This is a genomic window from Pyxidicoccus sp. M15 (genome assembly GCF_056858435.1).
Window position 1 is genome coordinate 10,771,882 of the sequence record NZ_CM166495.1, and the last position, 20,348, is coordinate 10,792,229.

A 20,348-nucleotide genomic window follows, 5' to 3' on the forward strand; every position below is an offset into this window, starting at 1 on the left:
TATGCGAAGGAGCTGGGAGGAAAAATGCGGTGGGCGCGAAGCGCCAGCGGAGGCTGAGCGGGGTGTCAGGGAGTCGGGGTGCCAGCGACGGGCGGAGGCTCGGCCCGGAAGTGGGTCCAGAAAATGGGGTCGCCCTTGTGGAAGGCGGCAATGACGGGCTGGCCCACCAACCGCGGGCCATCGACTGCCTTCACGTAGGACGGCGTCAGGGTGTCCGGGTCCATCCCCTTGGACTCCACGTCGTCCTCCGTCAGCTTCGCGCCGGGCGGGATGTCCCGCGCCGCCACGAGGTAGTACTCCCGCTTCGTCGTTTCGAAGTGGGACCACAGCATCAGGTCGCCCGCCTGCACGGGCACGAGGATGCGCTGGTTCACGATGTAGCTGGCGCTGTCCGGCCTGACCACCGAGCTGGTGACGAACTGCTCGGGCACCGAGCGCTGCGAGATGTGCTCGAAACCGACGAGGGTGCCCTCGGACAGGTCCACGGCCGCGACGACCGTGGGGACCAGGTTCCAGCCCTTCCGGACGTCGCGCTCCTTCTTCTTCACCCAGGCGTAGCCGCCCACGCCGAACATGAGTGCGCTGACGAGAAAGCCAATCACGCCACCGGAAAGCATGCCCAAGCCGAACCCGCCATCCTGCCGGGAATCCCTGGAATCATTCATGGTGGCAGAGACGGTATCCGGTCCGGGACGTGGCACGCCAACCGGGTGGAACGCGCCACGCGCCGTCACTCCCTGAGAAGACAGCCAATACTGACTCTGCACCTACAGGGCGTCCATCCCGTGTTTCTACTGTGGCCAGGGCACATGGACCCCGTGGGGGAACATGGCGAAGGGATGCTCCGAGACCAGCCCGGAAGAGGCAGAGGCCAATGCCCGGGCGACGTGCACCTCCATCTGCGCCAGGGCGGACGTGTGGCTCGCGGGGCCGGCGGAGTGCTTCGTCTGCGTGGAGGGCGCGGCGCGCTGACGGGTCCGCGAAGCACCTGACGCCACGGGCGCCGTCAACGCGGGGCGCCCGGGCGTATCCCCCTCGAGCTGCTGTCCTGCATCCCGTTCCCGTGAGAGCGCCGTCAGCGCGCATCCGCCGTCTTCCAGCACCAGGTTCAGGGTTCTGTCGTCGCGGGTCTCCCTGACAGGTACCGCGGCTGGGAGTACGCTCGCAGCGAGCGGATTGACCGCGGCCCTCCTCGCGAGACACTCATGGCGGCTGGCTACCTGAACCCGGCACGGCTTCCCCTGGGCACGCGAGTGGGACCGTGGCGCGTGCTGGAACAGCGTGGACGCGGAGTCTACGGCGCCGTCTATCGCGCCCTTGGAGCGGAGGGCGCCGCGGGGCCCGTGGCCCTCAAGCTGGCCCTGCATCCTCGCGATGAACGCTTCGCACGGGAGGCGGAGCTGCTCTCCCGCATCCATCATCCGAACGTCCCTCGCCTCGTGGGGCACGGGGAGTGGCGGGACCCGGCTGGCACGGCCTTCCCCTTCCTCGCCATGCAGTGGGTGGAAGGCCTGTCTCTCTATGACTGGGCGAGGGTGCACCGGCCCTCCTCCCGACAGCTGCTCTTGCTTCTCGCCAGTCTCGCGCGGGCGTTGGAGGCCACACATGCCGCGGGGGGCGTGCACAGAGACGTGAAGGGCGACAACATTCTCGTGAGGAACGGGGATGGCCAGGCCTTCCTCACCGACTTCGGCTCCTGCCACTACGTGGGCGCCGCCACGTTGACCTGGCCGCCCTTCCCTCCCGGAACGCCCGCCTATCGCTCACCGGAAGCGTGGCGAACCGTGCTGCCCCCCGCCCCTGCTCCGGCCGTCCCCTACGCACCCAGGCCCGCGGATGACGTCTTCGCACTGGGTGTCACCGCCTGGCGGCTGGTGACAGGCGACTACCCGCCCTCGCTGGGGCTGTCGGCCGAGGGAGCTCGCGTCTGGAGCCTGGAGGGCCCGGGTCCTCGCGCTCCACGAGACCTCAACGGCCGTTGCTGTGTGGAGCTGAGTGACCTCGTGTCCCGAATGATGTCCGTGCATCCGGAGGCGCGTGGCAGCGCACGCGAGCTGGCCGTGGCGCTGGACGAGGCCGCACACGAAGCGGAGCCGGAGGCGGATGTACCCCTCTTCGGGCCAGAAGAAGCTCCGCCCGTGGATGTGGCCGCATCCTCTCGGCGCGTGACGCTCCGTGGCCGGGGTGCGGGCAGGAGGCACAGGAGCATCCCGGCCGGCGTGGGCGTGCCGCTGGTGCTGGGCATCGTGTGGCTGCTGAGTACGCGGCCCCGAGACGTGTCCACGAACGAGGACGTCTCGGCACAGCTTGGTTCGAAGGACGCCGGTGCGGTGGCCGTAGGGGAATCGGCCCTGACGGAACCCCTACCCGCCACTGCACCACCATTCGTGTGGTCAACCATCGCCCTGGACCTGCCACCCAAGCCGTTCCCGGGACAGATGCGGCCGGATGCCAGCGGCCGCTGCCCACGCAAGGGGCAGGTTGCCATCCATGGCGGCTGCTGGCTGAAGTTGACCCTGGCCCCGGAGGACTGTGACGAGAGTGGCTACGTGTACAAGGACGCGTGCTACGTGGCCGTCTTCAAGCCCGCGCGCCCTTCCACTTCGGGCCCCGCGGACTGAATGAAGACCGTGGAGTCAGCGAGTCCGCCGCTCCCTCCTCAGCGTCGACAGCGAGCTCCACAGCACCCAGCGGTTGAGACGGAGCTCATTTACGAAAGGCTACACAGGAGCCTCGGCGGCGAGCCCACGAGGAAGCAGGAGCTGCTTCCGGGGAGAAAACACGCAATAACTGCCTGACCTGAATACCCCGGAGGCACCATGAGGAAGTCCAGGTCCGCCGTACTCTCGCTGCTCCTCACGTCATTCGCGCTCGTCCCGGCACTGGCCACGGCGGGCCAGAGCGCCTCCACCCGCTGGGCGGCGAGCCGGGGCGACTTCCTCACCTGGCAGCTCAGCGGAGTGAGCCGGGCGGCGGATGGCACCCTTCAGCTGTTCCCGGGACAGGCCTGGTCCGGCACGGACCCCTACGGGCCGGGCGGCTACTACGGAGGCACGTATTACAACGGCGGCGCGTTCGTTCAGGGCGAGGCCACCAGTCCCATCATCAGCAGCGCGTTCAGCTTCCGCGAGGCCATCGCCTCGTGGGAGGCCACGACGCCCACGGGCACCTGGGTGGAGACCCTCATCCGCGTGCAGGTGAGCGGCACCTGGACGAAGTGGTTCAGCCTCGGCGTGTGGGCCTCGGACGCCGCCCCGGTGCGGCGCCACTCGGTGGACTCCCAGTCGGACAGCGTCGCGAGGGTTGCCATCGACACGCTGCTCGTCACCGCCAAGAAGTCGGGCGCGAGCGCCTGGCAGGTGAAGACGCGCCTGTTCAGCGTGGATGGCCTGTCCACGCCTACCCTGCACGCCAGCGCGCTCACCACCTCCACCTCGCCGGAGAGCCGGCCCACCGTTCCGCCCGGCAACCCCGCCCGGTGGAACCAGGTGCTCGCGGTGCCGCAGTGCTCGCAGATGGTCTACCCGGACGGCGGCGAGGTCTGGTGCAGCCCCACGTCCACGGCCATGGTGTTGAAGTACTGGACGGCAGACACCAGCGGCTGCGAGCCGGCCGTGCGCGCGGCCGTCAGCGGCGTCCATGACTGGTTCTACGGCGGGCATGGCAACTGGCCCTTCAATACCGCGTACGCGGCCCGGCAGGGCTTCCAGGCCCATGTGGCGCGCTTCACGAGCTTCGCCCAACTGGAGCCGTGGCTGTCCGCCGGAGTGCCGGCCATCCTCAGCGTCGCGTGGGGCAAGGGAGAGCTGACGGGCGCGTCCATCCCCTCCACCGCGGGGCACCTCATCGTGCTCGCGGGCTTCGACGCGGTTGGGAATGCCGTGGTGAACGACCCGGCGGGCGCCAGCGACACCGTCGTGCGGCGCACCTACCTCCGCTCGGAGCTGGAGCCGCTGTGGCTCTCGCGCTCCGGAGGCACGGCGTACCTCATCTACCCACGAGGCTGGACGGTGCCCGCGCTGTAGTGGATGCGTTGGACGAACGTAGACGTCCGGCCTTCATTGGAACCCCATACAGGGCCGAAGTAGCTTTCCGAGAGCACCCGCTTTTCTTACTTGCAAGTATGACCACAACCTGGAGGCTCACATGAAGAAGACAATTCTGGCCGCAATCGCAGGCTTCGCCGTTGCCTTCGCCGCGGGTGTCATCTCCGCACCGAGGGCGGAAGCGCTCGCACCGTCCTGCACGACCAATGCGGACTGTGCCAACTTCTCCTGCAGCAACCCCGAGCAGGTCCCTGTCTGCCAACGCGTTGTGACTCCCAGCGGGACGAGCGGCTACTGCCGCTGTGTGTACTGAGCCGTCCTGGCGCGCTTGCCCCGGTACGACCGCCGCTCCACGCGCAGCACCCCGGGGCCAGCGTCTTCTCGTCGGGTGATTCCAGGGTCTAGGCCGGGGTGAAGCGGTGGGGACCGGTGAGGCCCTGGGACTCGAACCACTTCCGGGCCGCCTGGATGTGCAGGGGGAAGGCGAAGATGTCCTCCAGTCCCTGCGGCCCATGGATGACGCCACGCTCCTGCGACTCGGTGCTCGGCGTGAAGGCCGCGAGCGAGGCGCGCTCAAGGGTAGGCGCCACCGAGAACAGCAGCACCCGGTTGGGCCGGGGCTCGGTGCTGGTGAACCACAGGGGCGTGAGCTTCGTCGCGTCCACCGTCACGCCGACCTCCTCGGACACCTCGCGCGCGCCGCCCACCTGCCACGTCTCGTGCTCCTCCAGGAAGCCGCCCACCAGGGCCAGCATGCCCTTGCGAGGCTCGATGCCCCGCCGCACCACCAGCAGCCCCGTGCCCTGCTCCGAGCGCACCGGGACGAGCACCACGGAGACGGGAATGGGGTTGGCCCATACCGTCACCTTGCATGCGGCATTGGGGCAGGTGCGCGGATAGGCAAGCGGCTCGGCGTAGGCGGTACCACAGAACGAGCAGAAGCGATCCTTCACGGGAGGAGGCATCGGGAACTCCAGGGCGAGAGCGGGTAGGCCGCTCGACCATCCTACCCTTTGGACGTTCCAGCGGGCGCGGCCGGTCCGAGCTGCTCGAGCCGCTGCACGTTGCGCAGCTCCACCGACACGAACACGTGCACGAATCGTGTTTCACCATCCCTGTGGCTGGCACCGCACCATCAGACAATCCAGGGAGGCTTCGCGCCTCGCTTGAACCGAGGCGCGGGCTTGGAGATGGGGCGCTATTCAATGCAACGGAAAGCGTTACCCTGATGAAACGTAGGCGCAGCCGCCGCCGGGCTAGAAACAATCACCACAGGCGTAGGCACCTGTCGGCCCGGCATCGATGAAGCTCGAGCCGGATTGGCAATAGAGGTGCTCCACGTTGTAGTGCCCGGGGCCCCCGTAGTAGCAGGGCGGCTGTCCTCGTCCCAGCCGCGAGCAAGTCCAGGTGTAGGTTCCCGTGTATCCCTCGGGACACGAGGGTGCCAGCGCCTGAGTCTGTTCGGCGACAGGGGAGTCTGGACTCTCCCCGTTCGGTTCCACACCGCCACAACCGGTCAACACTCCCGCGACAAGCATCGAACCGACAAGGAGAACGCGTCTTCGCATGCGGCCTCCGGAGTACTCAGGCTGGTACTGATGAGCACGGTAACGGACCCGCTCATTAAGGGGCAAACCCGCTGGATTCGTGTTTCTGCCGAGGCCCGAATTCTCCAACGCATCGTGCGAGCTGGCCGGGCAGAGACGCCTCCTCGGGGTCAGCCACGACGCTGACGCTACGCGCCATCTGGCGGAACTCCGCGCGGGCGTCCCCCTGGCGTGCCGAAGCACCTCACCGTGCTCCAGGACGGGCGGCCCGGCCCGGTCCACGGCACTGCCGAATCCAATTCCCATTTCCAGGCCGTCGGCCGGTCTCTCATGGGTCAGGCCCCCTTGGCCTGCCTGTCGCATCCCACCGCACTCCGAGCCGCCCCATGCCCGCCGCCCTGCGCCTTCCCGCCCTCGCCGCCGTCCTTCTTGTCGCCTGCACCGGCGAGCCCACGCCCGAGCCCGTGGATGCAGGGGAGCCTCCACCGGCGCCCGCGGCCTGGCGGCCCGTGGCGGACCTGCGCGCCGACGTGGACCGGGACGGCACGGTGGAGCTCGAAGGCGCCGGAGACGATGCCGACGAGGAGGCGTGGACGGCGACGCGCGGCGCGCTGTTCCTCGCGAACCTGGACGACGACGGAAGGCGCTGCGCACCCGCGACGCTGCCGGCGGACGTGAGCGACGTGCAGCTCGCGGCCTGCCACGACGCGTCGGACGACGTCGTCAACGGGAGCCAGGATGCACTGGACCTCGCGCCCCTGCGGACGGTGGCGCTCCCCGATGCGCCGGAGGACGCCTTCGCCACCGTGCAGGTGGTGGGCGCGGGCGCCGCCTACACGCGGCTGTTCCTGCGCACGTCCGGCACCTGGCGCGCGCTCGCACCGGGCGCCCGGGTGGAGGCAGGGCTGCTGCGCGCGGGCCTCGAGCTCGCGCTCGAGGGACGGGACGTGGCGCGCGACCTCTCGGCGTGGGACGGCAGCGCGGACGTCGTCCTCTCGCTCGGGCGTGACGAGGCACCGGGCGACGTGCTCGCGAGCGACCGGGTCCGCCTGAAGGTGGCGCCCGTGCTGACGCTCAGCGCCCTGCAGCCGGTGGAGGCACTCCACGTGTCGGACCCAGGCGCGGCCGGTGGTGAAGACGAGGCCGCCTTCATCGCGCGCCTCGAGCAATTGCGCGAGGCGGCGGGCATCACCGCTCCGCTCCTGCGCCACCCGAGCCGGGACCGCTGGATGCAGGACTTCTTCGAGGATGCATACATGGCGGTCCCCGCCGCGGGCGGCCGTCAGCACGTGATGCGCGTGAACGTGCGCTCCGCCGAGGTGTACGCGCCCACCGACCCGCTCGCGCCGCTGCGCCCCGCGGGCCGCGTGGTGTACGCGCTGCGTGGACCCGACGTCGCGGCGCTGCAACAGTTCCAGCTCGAGGGCGCGCTGAGCTCGCGCACCTACAACGCGATGGGCAACACGGAGACGGTGCCCCCGTACGCGGGCTACCCGCTCGGCAGGCACCTGCGCGGCAGCGCCTCGGGAGGGGCCCCGGACGCGTCCTTCACGCGGATGCTGGAGGCGCAGGGCATGCAGCCACCCGTGTATGTGGACACGTCCTGGCTGCAGGTGGGCCACGTGGACGAGACGCTCGCCCTGCTGCCGAGTGCCACGGCGCCGCGGGGATGGGTGCTCCTGGCAGCAGACCCCGCGGGCGCGCGCGCCATGTTCGAGGAGCTGGAGGCGCGCGGCCATGGCGAGGCACGCCTCTTCGTGGGCAAGGCGTGGCGCGTGAGCCGCCAGGACGTGCCAGCGGAGACGACGGTGGCGCAGGTGCTCGCGCGCACGGACGTACTCGACGCCTCCGCACGGGCGGCTACCGGGGTGGAGGGGCAGCTCGCCGTGCTGCGCCGTGAGCTCGCGCTGACGGACGCGGAGCTCGTGCGCGCGCCCTTCCTCTTCCAGCCGCGCGCCGGCAAGGTGGCGGCGTTCCAGCCCGCGAGCGCCAACCTCGTGGTGCTCTCGCGCACGGACGTCGCAGTGGCCGACCCGCACGGGCCCGTGGTGGATGGCGTGGACGTGTTCAAGGCGCACCTCGAGGCGCAGCTCGCGCCCCACGGCCTGCGCGTGCACTGGGTGGACGACTGGAACCTCTTCCACCGACTCACCGGCAACGTGCACTGCGGCACCAACGCGACGCGCGCGGTACCGGAGTCGGCGTGGTGGAACACCCCGGAGGCCCACCGTGTCACGCCGCACGACCCTCAGGTCGCGCCCTCCCCCGCTCGCGTGGAGCGCTGACTCCGACCGGAGAGGGGCTCAGGTCGCAGCCGCCAGCTCGCGTAGAGAGAACCCGGTCAGAGCACTGCCATGACCGCCCTGAACGTCAGCCCCAACAGCGCCAGTGACGACAGCACGAAGAGCGCGAAGCGCAGCTCTATCTTGTTGATGAGGGCCTGCACCAGGCTGTGAATCACGCGCAGGCCCACATAGCCCCAGGCCAGCATCAGGTTGAGACCTGTTCCTTCGCCCAGCAGCGCCAGCGCCAGGGTGACTGCGTAGAAGACGGTGGGCTGCTCCATCAGGTGGTTGTAGTTGTCGGCCTTCCAGCGCACCTCGGCCGGCAGCTGGCTCATCTGCTCGCCGCGCGGAGCATACGGGTCGGGCTTCATGCGGACCTTGAACATGGCCGGCAAGCGCGTGGCATACATCCATGCCCACATGACCATGGACCAGGACACGAGCGCGACGACGGGAGCGAGAATGGGGCTGTTCATGGCTCCTTCCCTGCCCCATGCAGCGGCACGGCGCAACTCGTGAGCGGTCTCCGGCCCGTCCCGCGCTGATTTGTCGCGCGGGTGCCCTCACTGTAGAGCGAGCCAGGCCTGGGAATTCCCACGCCGAGCGCGCGGCCAGGCACCTTGATGGCGTTCTCCAGCGAGAGCGCTGCGGCCTGCTCCGTCTGGCTCGTCATCTCGGCCGGGTCCGAGACGAGCATCCGCGTGGTGATGGCATACAGCGGCGTGTCTTCGTCATCCCCCTGCTCGTCCGAGTCGTCCCCCGTGAACAGGGACAGGGCGCGCATGCCGGTGGAGATGCGCCAGGAGGAACGGGCAACAGGGTGCTTCATCGAGATGACCTTTTCGCGTCGAGGTGATGAGAGGCGTCGGGGGGGGACTGCTCGCACGGCATACCGGTGCGCGTGGGTGGGTCCGTCATCGCGGCTAGAGTGCTCGGACGATGAGAGTCCCGCTCGACCTCCGCCGCGACTACAAACCCAGGTACGAGAAGAAGTAGCAGCAGCGTTCGATGTCGCCGTTCCAGCACGTACGTATTGGCCCGAAACAACAGGAGATGGAACATGGCTTCCAGCAGTCCGACGAAGATGGCGGTGATTGGCAGTGGCCTCATGGGATGCGCGCTGGCGCGAGCCTTCGCGGCGGCGGGGCACGAGGTCGCGGTCTGGAACAGGACCCCAAGCAAGGCCAGAGCCGTAGGCTGTGGCACTGTCGCGTTCGAGAATCTGATTGAGGCCGTTTCCGGACGGCAGCTCGTGGTCGTCTCCCTGTCCAACTACGCCGCCTGCGCCGAGCTGTTCTCTTCAGAGGGCGTCGCGTCGGCGCTTGCTGGAACGACGCTCGTCCAGCTCACCAGCGGCTCACCCGCGGACGCGCGCCGGGGGCTCGAGTGGGCGCAGGCCCACGGCGTGGACTACCTGGACGCCGCGATACTCGCCTACCCCGCTTTTGTCGCCACCGATTACGCGACCGTCTTCTACGCCGGGAAGCGCTCGGTCTTCGACCGCCACCTCGAAACCCTCCAGGCGATTGCCAGGAGCTCGGTCTACGTCGACGAGCAGATTGGTTCCGCCGCGACGCTCGACTGCGCGATTCTCGAGGCCTACTACGGAAGCTCTCTGGCGTTCCTCCACGCCGCGGCCATGTGCAAGGCGGAAGGTCTCGACCCGAAGACCTTCTTCTCCCACAAGAACTCGTTCATCGGCCTGATTTCCGTCACCGCCGACGCTGCCCAGGCGATGATTGAAAGCAACGATTTCTCCGGCAACCAGTGCAGTCTCAACACCCACGTGGCGGCAATCGAGCACATCGTCCGGCTGAGCAACGACGCCCGCATCTGCGCGCGTTTTCCCAAGGAGCTGCTCGACAACTACAAGCGAGCCGTCAGCGCGGGATTGGGCAGCCATGAATTGCCAGCGGTGTTCCAGACCCTGACGCAGGATTGACGCGGCGTCAGGTGGACATCACGAGTCGAGCCAGGGCTGGAAGGTCCTTCACCGGCTCGTGGTGAGCCCGGCCGGCGCTCGCGGCTCATGCACACGCACGTGAGTCCCTCCCGAGAGCACTCGAGAGGGAGCGATTCCGAAGAAGTGCCGGAAGGCCTTGCTCATGTGCGCCGAGTCGACGAACCCGGCCTCGTGCGCCGCCAGCGTGAGGTTCTCGCCCGCGGCGAACCGCCGGCTGACCTCGCGCAGGCGCTGCCACGTCCGCAGCTGACGCGGCGTGACGCCAAGGTCGGAACGGAAGAGGTGCTGCAGCCGCGAAGGCGAGACGCCCGCGCGCGCAGCGAGCGTGGGGAGCCGCCAGAGGGCATCCGGCTGCCGGGAGATCAACGCCGCGACCTCCTCCACCCGGGCGTCGCTCGCATACCGTCCCGGAGGAGGCCCGACCTGCCGCTCCACCCACGCCTCCAGCTCCGCGAGCGGCAGCTCTCCCGCGAAGATGGCCCGAAGATCCTGCCGCCGCCGCCGGGGCTGCCCGAGCACGTGCACGCTCTCGAAGGCGGGCAGCTCGGCATGCTCGCAGAGCTGTCGGTGGTCGACCTGGCCTGGGGTCAGGTGGAGGACTCCCATCAGCGTCTCGCCGCAGTCCAGCTCATGGAGGCACCCGGGCGCGACGACGAGGTGCTCGACGACCTGCCACACCGCGCCGGGCTGCCCGAGGCGGAAACCGAACCGGCCGTCGATGCCCACGAGCAACGCCGAGCCCGTGTGCGCATGGAGGGCCACGCGCCCCAGCCGCGCGATGGACAGGACCCGGTCCTCCCACAGGTCGATGCGTGCTTGAAACATCCGCCCACTGTAGCTGGTTCGTACAAGCGCCGGAGGGCGCGGGGCTCCACACTCGCGGCATGAACCTCGCCCAGAGTATCGCGGTCTTCTCGGCCGGCGGCTTCCTGCTGGCCGGCCTGTCCTTCGGCGTCTGGAAGTACGTCCAGATTGCCCGGAGCCCCAAGGCCCAGGCCTCCGTCTATGTCGACATCGCCCACCGGGCCGCGCTGCTGTACGCGTTCGCGTGTCTGGTCGTCGAACGCTTCGTCATCCTCAGCACGCTGGACGCCACCGTCGAGCTGGTCGCGGTCCTCTCGGTGATTGGCTTCTTCGCGCTGGGCCTCTCGAGCTATGTCGTCCACGGCGTCTTGCGAGACACGGACAACCAGTTCGAGCGGCCCCACAAGCTCGGACGCGCCGAGCTTCCACCCGCGGTGATGGTCGGCTCCATGGTCGCCCTGATTGCCGGTGAGCTCGGCGGCTTCGCGGTGTTGTTCTGGGGCGCCGCCACCTCGTGAGCCGGACCGAGCCGCGGTGCGCGTCTGGGAAACGGGCGCGTGAAGGGCCTTGGACTTCCCTGGTCCGGAGAACGCCTACCGCACCGCCTCGCAGACCCTGTTCCGGCCGGTGTTCTTCGCGGCGTAGAGCGCCTGGTCTCCACGGGACAGCAGCTGCTCGAGCCCCTCCCCCGGGCGCCACTCCGCCACCCCCACGCTGACCGTGAACGAGAGGGCCTTCCCGACGCCTGGCACCACGGCCTCCGCGAGGGACTGTCTCAGCCGCTCGGCCACCCGCAGCGCCCCTTGCGCGCCGGTCTCCGGCAGGAGGATGGCGAACTCCTCGCCGCCCAGCCGCCCGAGCACGTCCACGCTGCGCAGCGCGCCCTGGCTGGTGCTCGCCAGCGTGCGGATGACCGCGTCCCCCACCGGGTGGCCATGGGTGTCGTTGATGCTCTTGAAGCGGTCGATGTCCACCATCAGCAGCGAGACCGGGCGTATGGCGCGGCTCGCGCGGTCCAGCTCGTGCTCCGCCTGTTGCAGGAAGCTGCGCCGGTTGTGCACGCCGGTGAGCGAGTCGCGCGTGGCCAGCACCTCCAGGTCCAGCTCCAGCCGGAAGGCACGCCGGGAGAGCCGCTCCGAGAGCGCCGCCAGGATGACCCCCGCCGTGGCCCCCGAGCCGAGGAACACGTTCACCGCGAAGAAGAAGAGGCGGCTTGCCCCGAAGACGAACCCAAGCACGTTCACCACCGCGAGCAGGAGCCCATGGCAGATGAGCGCCTGGCGCAGCGAGGTCGTCAGCCCCGAGAGCATCACCACCATCAGGAGCAACGAGCCCACCGCGAGCATCTCTCCGAAGAGCAGGCCCACCGAGAGCCGGGTCACCGACGCGGCCCCCACCCCCACTCCCGCCAGCAGCAACAGCTCCACCCGCGCCCTCGCCGGCTCCCAGCGCGCGAGCAGGTGCAGCACGAGGTATGCCCCCACCGCCAGAAGCCGCACCACCAGGTTGCGGCCCAGCTTCCCGGGGTCGAGCTGATAGTCCAACCCCATGAAGGCGAAGAAGAGCGTCGCGGCCACCAGGAACGTCCAGCGCAGCTTCGCGTGGAGCTCGCTCAAGCCCCGCTCCGCGTAGCGCTGTTCCTCCTCGGCAGAGAACACCGTATCCATCTCCATCCCTGTCGGCGAAAAAAGCGAGGAGGCTGGCAACCCGGACGGAGTGGGCGCCGGTTGGGGCCTCCTTCGTCCGGACTCCCTCCGGAGGCAGAGGGGCCTGGCGCCAGGCGACCTTCGTTCCCCCCGCGCGCGAATGACTGTCATTCGAAACGGCCGCAACCTCAGCACATCTGCGGATGGAGGAGCAACGCGGGCTCCGGATGAAGGCCTGACAGGTGTGTCCGCTGGGGAGCCCCGCGCGCGTGCCAGGACTGGCACGTTCCACCCTCCGGCGCCACGTCCGCCAGCGGCGCGACGACGCCAACCTCTTGATTCCCGAGCGGGTCTGCCCGTTCGCGCGTCGTGGCCCCGCCCTTGCTCATGGGCCTCCCCGTACCCTTGGCGAGGTGAAGCGATGCGTTACCGAAGTGCAGGAAGCAGATGTGTCACGGGGCTCGCGGCATGGCTGACGCTGGCGGCATGTGGTGAGGCCACGCAGGCGTCCCGGGCTCCCGCGGAGGCGTCACCCGGCGTCACCGCGCGGTCCCTGCAGATGGGGCCGGATTTCGTCGTGACGTCGGTGACAGGCCCCACGAGCACGCTGCCGTCGCAGCAGATGTCCGTCTCGGTGCGGGTCTGCAATCAGGGCACGGAGCCTGGCGGCGCCCCCGTGGAGTTGTACCTGTCGCCGGACGGCATCATCACTCCCAACAGCCCCTGGTCCGACGTGTCCCTGGGCAGCGTCCTCATGTACCTCTGGCCGGACGAGTGCCGGACGGAATCGCTGCAGGTCACCGCGTCCGTGAGCACCGAGGGGGGCTACTACCTGGGCGCCGTCGCGGACCCCATGAACGGGCTCCCGGAGTCTGATGAGACCAACAACACCTTCGCAGGCAACCGCATCGGCGTGGGCGACAAGCCGGACCTCGCCGTGACGGCCATCACCGGCCCCGCGAGCGCGCTGCCGGGCAGCCCCATCACCGTCACCGCGACGGTGTGCAACCAGGGCAGCCAGATTACCGGCGCACCGGTGGAGTGGTACCTGTCGGAGGACGACGTCATCACCCCCCGGGGCCCGTCCGCGGACTTCCTCCTGGGCTCCGGCTCCGTCGCGCCGCTCTTCCCGGGGCAGTGCGTGACGCGCACCCTCGTGGGCTCCACGGGTGGCAGCCAGGGCACGTACTACCTGGGCGCCGCGGTGGACGCGGACAATGTCGCCCTGGAGCTCATCGAGGACAACAACACCCACACGGGCCACCGCATCGCGTTCGCGGAGGGGCCTGACTTCGTGGTGTCGTCCGTCTCCGGCGCCACCGGCGCCCGGCCAGGGGACTCCTTCAGCGCGGCGGTGCGCGTGTGCAACCAGGGCACGGCATCCGGCCACGCCGCAGTGGAGCTGTACCTCTCGCAGGACTCCGTCATCACCCCGATGCCGGCGCCGGCCCCGGGCATGGATTCAGACTGGCCCCTGGACATCCGCTACGTGGACCTCGCGGCGGGCGAGTGCCGGACGGAGACGATGACGGGCTACGCGAGCGGCCCCGATGGCACGTACCACCTGGGCGCCATCGTGGACCCGCGCGGCTTCGTCAGCGAGCTGTTCGAGGACAACAACACCCTCGCGGGCAACCGCATCGGCGTGGGCCACCGGCCGGACTTCATCGTCACGTCCGTCAGCGGCCCGGCGAGCGCGACGTCCGGTCAGCCCATCACCGTCACCGCGACGGTGTGCAACCAGGGCACGCGCGCGGAGAGCGCCAACGTGGAAGTCCTCCTGTCGCAGGACGCGGACATCACTCCGAGCACGCCCCCCCGCCCGGTCACCGACTTCCCCATCGGCTCGGCACGCTCGGACATGCTCGCGCCGGGCATGTGCCAGGCGCTGAGCATCCCCGCCCAGGCCCTGGTACCGGGGAACAACCGCACGTACCACCTGGGTGCCGCCGTGGACCCGATGGCCATGGTCCTCGAGCTGTTCGACGACAACAACACCCGCTTGGGCCATCGCATCGGCGTGGGAGTCCTTCCGAACCTCGTCGTCACCTCCATCAGCGGCCCCATGAGCGTGCTGCCGCGCGAGTGGTTCGACGTCTCGGCGACGGTGTGCAACCAGGGCAGCCAGGCGACGTACGGCTCCATCCTGGAGCTCTACGTGTCGGAGGACCTGACGCTCGTCGCGAACCGGCACGGCGGGCCGGACGTCTTCCTGGACACCGCCGCAGTGGACCCGCTCGCCCCGGGCCAGTGCCAGACGGTGACGGTCTCCGCGTACTCGCGCTTCCCGACGGGCACGTGGCACCCGGCCGTCGTGGTGGACCCGGACGGACAAACCCCGGAGTTCATCGAGGACGACAACACGCACGTGGGAAGCCGCTTCGGCGTGGGTGAGAAGCCGGACTTCGTGGTGACGTCCATCACCGCGCCTTCGAGCGTGCAGCCCGGCGACTTCTTCGACGCGTCGGTGCGCGTGTGCAACCAGGGAACCCGGGCGGGCAGCACCTCCGTGGAGCTGTACCTGTCCGAAGACACCGTCATCACCCCGACCTCGCCGTATGGCCCCACCCCGGACTCCCGCTCGGGCGGGGACTTCAGCAGCCACCTCGCTCCCGGCCAGTGCGAGCTGGTGACGGTCTTCGCGCACGCGGGAGCGAGCCTGTACGGCTCGCGCTACGTGGGCGCCTTCGTGGACCCCGACGACACCAGCGACGAGCTCCTCGAGGACAACAACGCCTGGACGGGTGGCCTCATCGACCTCCAGCCCTGAGGAAGGACGCGGGCGCGCGGAAGGAACGTTCGTTCCGCGCGCCTGCTTCGCGACCGGGGGCAGGGGCTCCCACGCCCGCGGCCTCGGGCAGGCCTCTCCGCCCGGGTGGGCGCGGCGCGCTCCGGCCCGAGCGGTACGGCTAACGCACCGGCGCCCAGATGGCGCTGTGCGCCTCCGGCGCATCCGGGGACTCTTGCGCCGTATAGAAGTAGGCCGCGACAGCGGCGCGCCCCCGTCCCTCGGGACACTCCAGCGGGGCCGGGTGGCCATGCCAGTGGTCGTCGCCATGCGCCATCACGACCAGCCGGTCGAGGAGCGGGGCGATTCGGGTCTCGCACCGGGAGAGGTCGGCGCTCCACAACTCCAGGTCGCCGCCCCAGGCGGCCTCCCAGCCGGGGTTCAGGTAGTAGAGGACGGTGAGCCGCCGCGAGAGCGCGCGGAAGCGGTCCCGGTTGAAGTCCGCATGAAGCGCCAGATGCCCTCCCCGCAGCGTGAGGTGCAGCCCGGCGCCCCGGAAGTGAGGGTCCGCGATGAGCCCCTGCACGCCGGTGAGTGTCTCCAGGAAGTCGAGGAACGACATGCCCGACAGCTCCGAGAGCAGGTGCCGGAGAGACCCGTGCACCCCTTCGAAGGCCTTGCGCTGGAGCTGGCCCAGGCGCGCCGCCTGTTCCTGGTGGTCCCGTCGCTTCCAGTCGGCTTCGGCCGCGCCCGGGAAGACCCCGGCCAGCCCGGACGCCAGCGGCTCTCCCAGGAAGCCATCGATGACGACGTGGGGGTGGGGCCGTGCGGCGGCGTAGGCGTCACGATGGGCCACCGCCAGCGCGCGGAGCGCCGTACGATTGAGGAAGAAGCTCGGCCCCCGCAGCGGGCCTTCTTCGATGGTTGCGACGCTCACGGGACCTCTTCCGTCTGGGTTGCCGACCTTCGAGGATGCCATGAGCGCCGAACCCACGTCTTCGAACATGAGCGCGGGTGCGCGGCAACCCGCACCATGACGGGAAGCCTGTGGCACAGTGCCGCCACTCCCACCCACGAGGCTTTCCCGGAGGTTGCCCGCCATGAGCCCCAAGCCCCTCCTCGGCCTGCGCACGGCCATCTACCCCGTCACCGACCTGCAGAAGGGCCGGGACTGGTACAGCGCGGTCCTGGAGACCCGCCCGTACTTCGACGAGCCCTACTACGTCGGCTTCAACGTCGGCGGCTTCGAGCTGGGGTTGGACCCCGACACCTCGGGCGTCCCCGCGGGCGCCGCGGGCGTGACGACTTACTGGGGCGTGGAGGATGCGGCGCGGACCTGGGACCGCCTGCTGGCGCTGGGCGCGACGCCCTTCAGCCCCGTCCGCGACGTGGGCAGCGGCATCCGGGTGGCCATCGTGAAGGACCCCTTCGGCAACCTGCTCGGCATCATCCAGAACCCGCACTTCCCGAACAGGGCCTGAGCCGCCCTACGCGGTGAGCGGGAGCCGGACCGTGAACGTCGTCCCCGCCTCCTCGGTGGACACGACCTCAATCGTCCCCGAGTGCGCTCGCACGAGCTGCTTCACGATGTAGAGGCCCAGCCCGATGCTCCGGCTCGAGCGGTCATGCGTGGCGGTGGCGCGCTGGAGCGGCTCGAAGAGCTTCGGCAGGAAGGCCGCGGGAATCGGCGTGCCGTGGTTGTGGATGTCCAGCACCGCCGAGCCGTCCGCTTCGCGCAGCGCCGCCGTGACGTCCGTCCCCACCGGGCTGTACTGGAGCGCATTGGAGAGCAGGTTGGTCAGCACCTGCGCGATGCGGTCCACGTCCACGGAGGCCTCGAGACGCGCGGGCAGTGAGGGAACGATTCTCCGCTCCGGCCAGGCGAGCGCCACCTCCTCGATGACATGCCCGCAGACGCCGGCGAGGTCGGCCGGCGCTCGCATGATGGGGATGCCGCCCCCGAGCCGCGCATGGGTGAAGTCGAGGAGGTCGCGAATCATCCTCACCGCCCGCTGACCGGCGGAGCGGATGCGGCTCATCGACTTCACCGTGCGCTCGTCGAGCCCCTCCTTGCGAAGCAGCAGGTCGGCGCTGACGAGGATGGCGTTCAGCGGATTGCGCAGGTCATGGCTGACGATGCCGACGAGCTGCTGCTCGAAGCTCTCGCGCCGCTTGAGCTCCGTCACGTCGCGCGAGACACAGAGGAGTCTCTCCGGCCTGCCGTCCGCCCCTCGAATCGGCGTGAGCAGCACGTCCCACCAGAGCGACTTCCCCCGCGTCGACGGGCAGTGGCCGACGAAGCGGCCCGACTCCCCGGCCCGGGCCCGCTCGAGGGCGGCCTCGGCGGCGGCGCGGTCCGCGTCCTTCCAGAAGTCCAGCCAGCTGGTGCCGACCACCGTGGACAGGTCGTCTATCTCCAGCATGCACTGGCCCGCGTTGCTCAGCGAGAGCAGGCGGCCCGAGAGGTCGAGGAGCTTGATGCAGTCGCCGCTCGCGGCGAGGACGCCGTGGTTGAGCGCCTCGCTCGCCCGAAGCGCCTCCTGCGCGGCGCGGGCCTCCTGCTCGAGCCGGTGGATGCGCAGCGCCGACCGCAGCGCATGGCCCAGCCGGTCCGCCGAGAGCGAGGACTTGGCCAGGTAGTCCGAGGCCCCCGCCTTCATCAGCGCGACGGCGACCTCGGCATTGTCCTGCCCGGTGAGGACCACCACGGGCACGCGGACGGCCCGGGCCCGCAGCTCGCGCACCACGTACAGCCCGTCATAGGGGGGCAGGCCGAGGTTGAAGTCCAGCAGCACGAGGTCGAAGGACTCCGTCTCCAGCAGCCGCAGCGCGGAGGCCGCGTCCTCACACTCCTCGGCGTCCACGGCGAAGCCGGCGGAGCGCATCATCCGCTTCACCGTCATCCGGTCGAACTCGTCGTCGTCGACGATGAGCACACGCAGCGGCTCGAGGGCGCGCCGTTCCCCGGGGGCCGCCACGGGCTCGGCTGCCGCGAACACGTCCTGCCTCAAGGCATCTCCACGAGCGTCCAGTACTTGTTGAGCGCGGAGGTGAGCTCGACGAAGTTGGTGAAGGTGACGGGCTTGAGCAGGTAGCCGGCGACGTTCAGCTTGTACGCGTCCACCTTGTCGCGCTCCTCGTTCGACGTGGTGAGCACCACCACCGAGAGCCCGACGAGCTCGGGGTCCTGCCGCACCGCGCGCAGGAACTCGATGCCGTTCATCTTCGGCATGTTGAGGTCGAGCAGGACGAGCCGGCGGCCACGCGGGACGGTGCCATCGCGCAGCATCCGCAGCCCTTCGAGGCCGTTCTCCGCGACGTAGATGGGATTGGAAATCTTGTTCCGGTCGAAGGCCCGGCGGACGTTCATCACGTCCACTTCGTCGTCGTCCACGAGGAGGATGTTCATCGCCCTGTCTTCACTCACGCCGCCCTCTCTTTCATGGGCCAGGTGAAGTGGAACTTCGCGCCGGCTCCAGCGGCGGACTCCACCCACACCCTCCCGCCCCGCGACTCCACGACCTTCTTCACCACCGCCAGGCCAATGCCGGTGCCCTCGACCTTGTCGCGCGCCTCCAGCGTCTGGAAGATGCCCCAGATGCGCTCGTGGAACTCGGGGGCGATTCCCGGCCCGTTGTCCGCGACGGCGAAGTGGCACAAGTCGCCCTCCTCCACCGCGCTCACCACCACGTGGGCATCTTCGCGGCGCGCATGCTTGAGCGCGTTGGTGATGAGGTTCATCAACACCTGCTGGAGCGGCACGCGCTCCGTGAAGAGCACCGGGAAGCCGCCCGGAAACTCCACCACCGCTGGCGGCCTGGGAGCGACGAGCTCGACGAGCTCGTTCAGCAGCCTGCCGACCTCGAGCGTCTCCGGCTTCCCGCGCACACGGCCCGCGCGCGAGTACTCGAGGATGCCGTCGATGAGCGCCTCCATCCGGTGGACGCGCCTGCGCATCAGGTCGAGGTGCTTGCGCGAGTCCGCGCTCAGCCCCGCGCCGACATCCTCCTCGAGCCACTGCGACAGGTTGGCGATGCCGCGCAGCGGGGCCTTCAAGTCATGCGAGGTGACGTAGGCGAACTGGTCCAGGTCCTGGTTGCTGCGCTCCAGCGCCCGGATGAGCCGCTGCGCCTCGCGGAACAGGCGCGCGTTGTCCATGGCGATGGCGGCCTGCGTGGCGACGCCCACCGCGAGCCGCTCGGCGCGCTCGGTGAAGACGTCCTCCTTGCCGTGGCCGAAGAAGAGGCCGCCAATCACACGGCCGTCGCGGGAGACGACCGGCACCGCGAGGTAGCTGACGACCGGCAGGTGGCCGGCGGGCATGCCGTGGTACGGCGGATTCTGGCCGTAGCGCGGGTCCTTCCGGATGTTGGCGACCCGGACGACGCCCTCGCCCGAGAAGGTGGGGGCGAAGACCTTCGTGTTCCGGGGCATCGGGAACTTCGAGAAGGCCTCTCGGGGCACGCCGGAGATGGTGTACAGCGTGTACGACTCACCCCGGTCGTCGACGACGTTGTAGAAGAACGCGCCGAACTGCGCGCCCGTCAGCCGCGTCGCCGAGTCGGTGATGGCCTGCACGAGCTTGTCGGTGTCGAGCTCGGCCGCGATGAACTGCCCGACCTTGTTCAGGAGGTCGAGCGTCTCGCGCTCCTCGCGCGCCTGCTCCTCCGCCCGGGCCTGCTGCTGCCGCGCGCGGACCTGCTCCGTCACGTCGTAGGCGAACGTCATGATGCCTTCGACGTTGCCGCTCGTGCCGCGCATCGGCTGGTAGACGAAGTTGTAGAAGCGCTCCTCCCCGCTGGCGTGCAGGCGCACCGGCAACTCCTTGCCTTCGAAGGGAGTGCCGGTCGTGTACACGCCGTCGAGGATGGCGAAGATGCCCTGGGACTCGAGGTCCGGAAACGTCTCGCGCAGGGGCCGGCCGACGTGCACCTCGCAGCCCACGAGCCGCAGATAGGGCGCGTTGACGAGCTCGACGTGGTGCTCGGGCCCCCGCATCACGATGATGGGGGCGGGCGCCTGCATGAAGAGGCTGTGCAGGTGCGCGCGAGCGCGCTCCGCGTCTTCCGGGGGCTGGGGCCGGAGCGGGTCCCCGGCGGGAGCCGCCCCGGAGGCCTCCGTGGGGCTCAATGAGACTTCCGGCCGCGCGCCTCTGTCTGTCGTGGGATTCATCCGTGGGTCTCCGGCGGACTCTCGCTGGCGAAGTCACGAATTTCACGGGCGGTTCAGACCTTGGGGCCGGTGCGCGTCGCGAAAAGGACAGAGCCTCCGCCCGGTGCTGACCAGGAGACAGTCCAGCAGGCCGACATCCAGGCCGTGACGCCCACAT

19 protein-coding genes are annotated in these 20,348 nt (G+C 69.6%); 9 read left to right on the plus strand and 10 right to left on the minus strand.

What is annotated here, in order from left to right:
* Positions 1 to 65: 65 nt before the first annotated feature.
* Positions 66 to 617: an SAF domain-containing protein gene (locus ACX9TP_RS39830; protein WP_482982291.1), complete on the minus strand. Its 552-nt coding sequence runs from the start codon at positions 615 to 617 to the stop codon at positions 66 to 68.
* Positions 618 to 828: 211 nt separating this feature from the next.
* Between ACX9TP_RS39830 and ACX9TP_RS39835 the strand changes: the two genes are divergently transcribed.
* The 4 genes from ACX9TP_RS39835 to ACX9TP_RS39850 all read left to right on the plus strand — a co-directional run bounded on the left by ACX9TP_RS39835 (position 829) and on the right by ACX9TP_RS39850 (position 4,359).
* The gene (locus ACX9TP_RS39835) at positions 829 to 972 is read left to right on the plus strand and encodes a hypothetical protein (RefSeq protein WP_482975906.1); all 144 of its coding nucleotides are present in this window, start codon (positions 829 to 831) and stop codon (positions 970 to 972) included.
* 233 nt (positions 973 to 1,205) lie between these two features.
* Complete coding sequence (locus tag ACX9TP_RS39840; protein ID WP_482975907.1) at positions 1,206 to 2,621, plus strand: serine/threonine protein kinase; 1,416 nt, start codon at positions 1,206 to 1,208, stop codon at positions 2,619 to 2,621.
* Between the two features lie 198 nt (positions 2,622 to 2,819).
* Complete coding sequence (locus ACX9TP_RS39845; protein WP_482975908.1) at positions 2,820 to 4,025, plus strand: peptidase C39 family protein; 1,206 nt, start codon at positions 2,820 to 2,822, stop codon at positions 4,023 to 4,025.
* A gap of 121 nt (positions 4,026 to 4,146) precedes the next feature.
* A complete protein-coding gene (locus ACX9TP_RS39850; RefSeq protein WP_482975909.1) occupies positions 4,147 to 4,359 on the plus strand; it encodes a hypothetical protein in 213 nt (70 codons plus the stop codon).
* Between the two features lie 88 nt (positions 4,360 to 4,447).
* Here ACX9TP_RS39850 and ACX9TP_RS39855 read toward each other — a convergent pair whose 3' ends face one another.
* Positions 4,448 to 5,011 (minus strand): NUDIX domain-containing protein, encoded by a 564-nt coding sequence (locus tag ACX9TP_RS39855; protein WP_482975910.1) that lies wholly within the window; start codon positions 5,009 to 5,011, stop codon positions 4,448 to 4,450.
* Positions 5,012 to 5,979: 968 nt separating this feature from the next.
* On the opposite strand from ACX9TP_RS39855, the gene ACX9TP_RS39860 reads away from it, so the two are divergent.
* Positions 5,980 to 7,878, plus strand: a complete 1,899-nt coding sequence (locus ACX9TP_RS39860) for a protein-arginine deiminase family protein (protein ID WP_482975911.1) — start codon at positions 5,980 to 5,982, stop codon at positions 7,876 to 7,878.
* A gap of 56 nt (positions 7,879 to 7,934) precedes the next feature.
* Here the strand turns inward: ACX9TP_RS39860 and ACX9TP_RS39865 are convergent, their stop codons facing one another.
* A complete protein-coding gene (locus tag ACX9TP_RS39865; RefSeq protein WP_482975912.1) occupies positions 7,935 to 8,354 on the minus strand; it encodes an MAPEG family protein in 420 nt (139 codons plus the stop codon).
* Positions 8,351 to 8,707, minus strand: coding sequence for a hypothetical protein (locus ACX9TP_RS39870; protein ID WP_482975913.1), 357 nt, complete (start codon positions 8,705 to 8,707; stop codon positions 8,351 to 8,353). Before ACX9TP_RS39870 ends, ACX9TP_RS39865 begins: the two co-directional genes overlap by 4 nt.
* Positions 8,708 to 8,938: 231 nt before the next feature.
* Here ACX9TP_RS39870 and ACX9TP_RS39875 point away from each other — a divergent pair, with 231 nt between their 5' ends.
* Positions 8,939 to 9,820: an NAD(P)-dependent oxidoreductase gene (locus ACX9TP_RS39875; protein ID WP_482975914.1), complete on the plus strand. Its 882-nt coding sequence runs from the start codon at positions 8,939 to 8,941 to the stop codon at positions 9,818 to 9,820.
* A gap of 48 nt (positions 9,821 to 9,868) precedes the next feature.
* Here ACX9TP_RS39875 and ACX9TP_RS39880 read toward each other — a convergent pair whose 3' ends face one another.
* Positions 9,869 to 10,666, minus strand: coding sequence for an AraC family transcriptional regulator (locus ACX9TP_RS39880; protein WP_482975915.1), 798 nt, complete (start codon positions 10,664 to 10,666; stop codon positions 9,869 to 9,871).
* Positions 10,667 to 10,725: 59 nt separating this feature from the next.
* Here ACX9TP_RS39880 and ACX9TP_RS39885 point away from each other — a divergent pair, with 59 nt between their 5' ends.
* Positions 10,726 to 11,163, plus strand: coding sequence for a hypothetical protein (locus ACX9TP_RS39885; protein WP_482975916.1), 438 nt, complete (start codon positions 10,726 to 10,728; stop codon positions 11,161 to 11,163).
* A gap of 75 nt (positions 11,164 to 11,238) precedes the next feature.
* Here ACX9TP_RS39885 and ACX9TP_RS39890 read toward each other — a convergent pair whose 3' ends face one another.
* Positions 11,239 to 12,303: a GGDEF domain-containing protein gene (locus tag ACX9TP_RS39890; RefSeq protein ID WP_482975917.1), complete on the minus strand. Its 1,065-nt coding sequence runs from the start codon at positions 12,301 to 12,303 to the stop codon at positions 11,239 to 11,241.
* A 409-nt stretch (positions 12,304 to 12,712) separates the two neighbouring features.
* Here ACX9TP_RS39890 and ACX9TP_RS39895 point away from each other — a divergent pair, with 409 nt between their 5' ends.
* Positions 12,713 to 15,061 (plus strand): CARDB domain-containing protein, encoded by a 2,349-nt coding sequence (locus ACX9TP_RS39895; protein ID WP_482975918.1) that lies wholly within the window; start codon positions 12,713 to 12,715, stop codon positions 15,059 to 15,061.
* A gap of 139 nt (positions 15,062 to 15,200) precedes the next feature.
* On the opposite strand, the gene ACX9TP_RS39900 is transcribed toward ACX9TP_RS39895, so the two are convergent.
* Positions 15,201 to 15,956 carry a 2OG-Fe(II) oxygenase gene (locus ACX9TP_RS39900; RefSeq protein WP_482975919.1) on the minus strand — a complete coding sequence of 252 codons (756 nt, stop codon included), beginning with the start codon at positions 15,954 to 15,956 and terminating at the stop codon, positions 15,201 to 15,203.
* Positions 15,957 to 16,119: 163 nt separating this feature from the next.
* Between ACX9TP_RS39900 and ACX9TP_RS39905 the strand changes: the two genes are divergently transcribed.
* A complete protein-coding gene (locus tag ACX9TP_RS39905) occupies positions 16,120 to 16,500 on the plus strand; it encodes a VOC family protein (protein ID WP_482975920.1) in 381 nt (126 codons plus the stop codon).
* Positions 16,501 to 16,506: 6 nt separating this feature from the next.
* Here the strand turns inward: ACX9TP_RS39905 and ACX9TP_RS39910 are convergent, their stop codons facing one another.
* From ACX9TP_RS39910 to ACX9TP_RS39920, 3 genes are read right to left on the minus strand one after another with little or no spacing between them, the layout of a single operon-like run.
* Positions 16,507 to 18,030, minus strand: a complete 1,524-nt coding sequence (locus ACX9TP_RS39910) for a sensor histidine kinase (RefSeq protein WP_482975921.1) — start codon at positions 18,028 to 18,030, stop codon at positions 16,507 to 16,509.
* Complete coding sequence (locus ACX9TP_RS39915) at positions 18,027 to 18,446, minus strand: response regulator (protein ID WP_482975922.1); 420 nt, start codon at positions 18,444 to 18,446, stop codon at positions 18,027 to 18,029. The genes ACX9TP_RS39910 and ACX9TP_RS39915 overlap by 4 nt, the downstream gene beginning before the upstream one ends.
* The gene (locus ACX9TP_RS39920) at positions 18,443 to 20,191 is read right to left on the minus strand and encodes an ATP-binding protein (protein WP_482975923.1); all 1,749 of its coding nucleotides are present in this window, start codon (positions 20,189 to 20,191) and stop codon (positions 18,443 to 18,445) included. Before ACX9TP_RS39920 ends, ACX9TP_RS39915 begins: the two co-directional genes overlap by 4 nt.
* Positions 20,192 to 20,348 lie beyond the last annotated feature (157 nt).

Coding starts and splice junctions, on each gene's coding strand:
- ACX9TP_RS39830 (WP_482982291.1), bottom strand. CDS start 617: ATGCTTTCCGGTGGCGTGATTGGCTTTCTCGTCAGCGCACTCATGTTC.
- ACX9TP_RS39835 (WP_482975906.1), top strand. CDS start 829: ATGGCGAAGGGATGCTCCGAGACCAGCCCGGAAGAGGCAGAGGCCAAT.
- ACX9TP_RS39840 (WP_482975907.1), top strand. CDS start 1,206: ATGGCGGCTGGCTACCTGAACCCGGCACGGCTTCCCCTGGGCACGCGA.
- ACX9TP_RS39845 (WP_482975908.1), top strand. CDS start 2,820: ATGAGGAAGTCCAGGTCCGCCGTACTCTCGCTGCTCCTCACGTCATTC.
- ACX9TP_RS39850 (WP_482975909.1), top strand. CDS start 4,147: ATGAAGAAGACAATTCTGGCCGCAATCGCAGGCTTCGCCGTTGCCTTC.
- ACX9TP_RS39855 (WP_482975910.1), bottom strand. CDS start 5,011: ATGCCTCCTCCCGTGAAGGATCGCTTCTGCTCGTTCTGTGGTACCGCC.
- ACX9TP_RS39860 (WP_482975911.1), top strand. CDS start 5,980: ATGCCCGCCGCCCTGCGCCTTCCCGCCCTCGCCGCCGTCCTTCTTGTC.
- ACX9TP_RS39865 (WP_482975912.1), bottom strand. CDS start 8,354: ATGAACAGCCCCATTCTCGCTCCCGTCGTCGCGCTCGTGTCCTGGTCC.
- ACX9TP_RS39870 (WP_482975913.1), bottom strand. CDS start 8,707: ATGAAGCACCCTGTTGCCCGTTCCTCCTGGCGCATCTCCACCGGCATG.
- ACX9TP_RS39875 (WP_482975914.1), top strand. CDS start 8,939: ATGGCTTCCAGCAGTCCGACGAAGATGGCGGTGATTGGCAGTGGCCTC.
- ACX9TP_RS39880 (WP_482975915.1), bottom strand. CDS start 10,666: ATGTTTCAAGCACGCATCGACCTGTGGGAGGACCGGGTCCTGTCCATC.
- ACX9TP_RS39885 (WP_482975916.1), top strand. CDS start 10,726: ATGAACCTCGCCCAGAGTATCGCGGTCTTCTCGGCCGGCGGCTTCCTG.
- ACX9TP_RS39895 (WP_482975918.1), top strand. CDS start 12,713: ATGCGTTACCGAAGTGCAGGAAGCAGATGTGTCACGGGGCTCGCGGCA.
- ACX9TP_RS39905 (WP_482975920.1), top strand. CDS start 16,120: ATGAGCCCCAAGCCCCTCCTCGGCCTGCGCACGGCCATCTACCCCGTC.
- ACX9TP_RS39920 (WP_482975923.1), bottom strand. CDS start 20,191: ATGAATCCCACGACAGACAGAGGCGCGCGGCCGGAAGTCTCATTGAGC.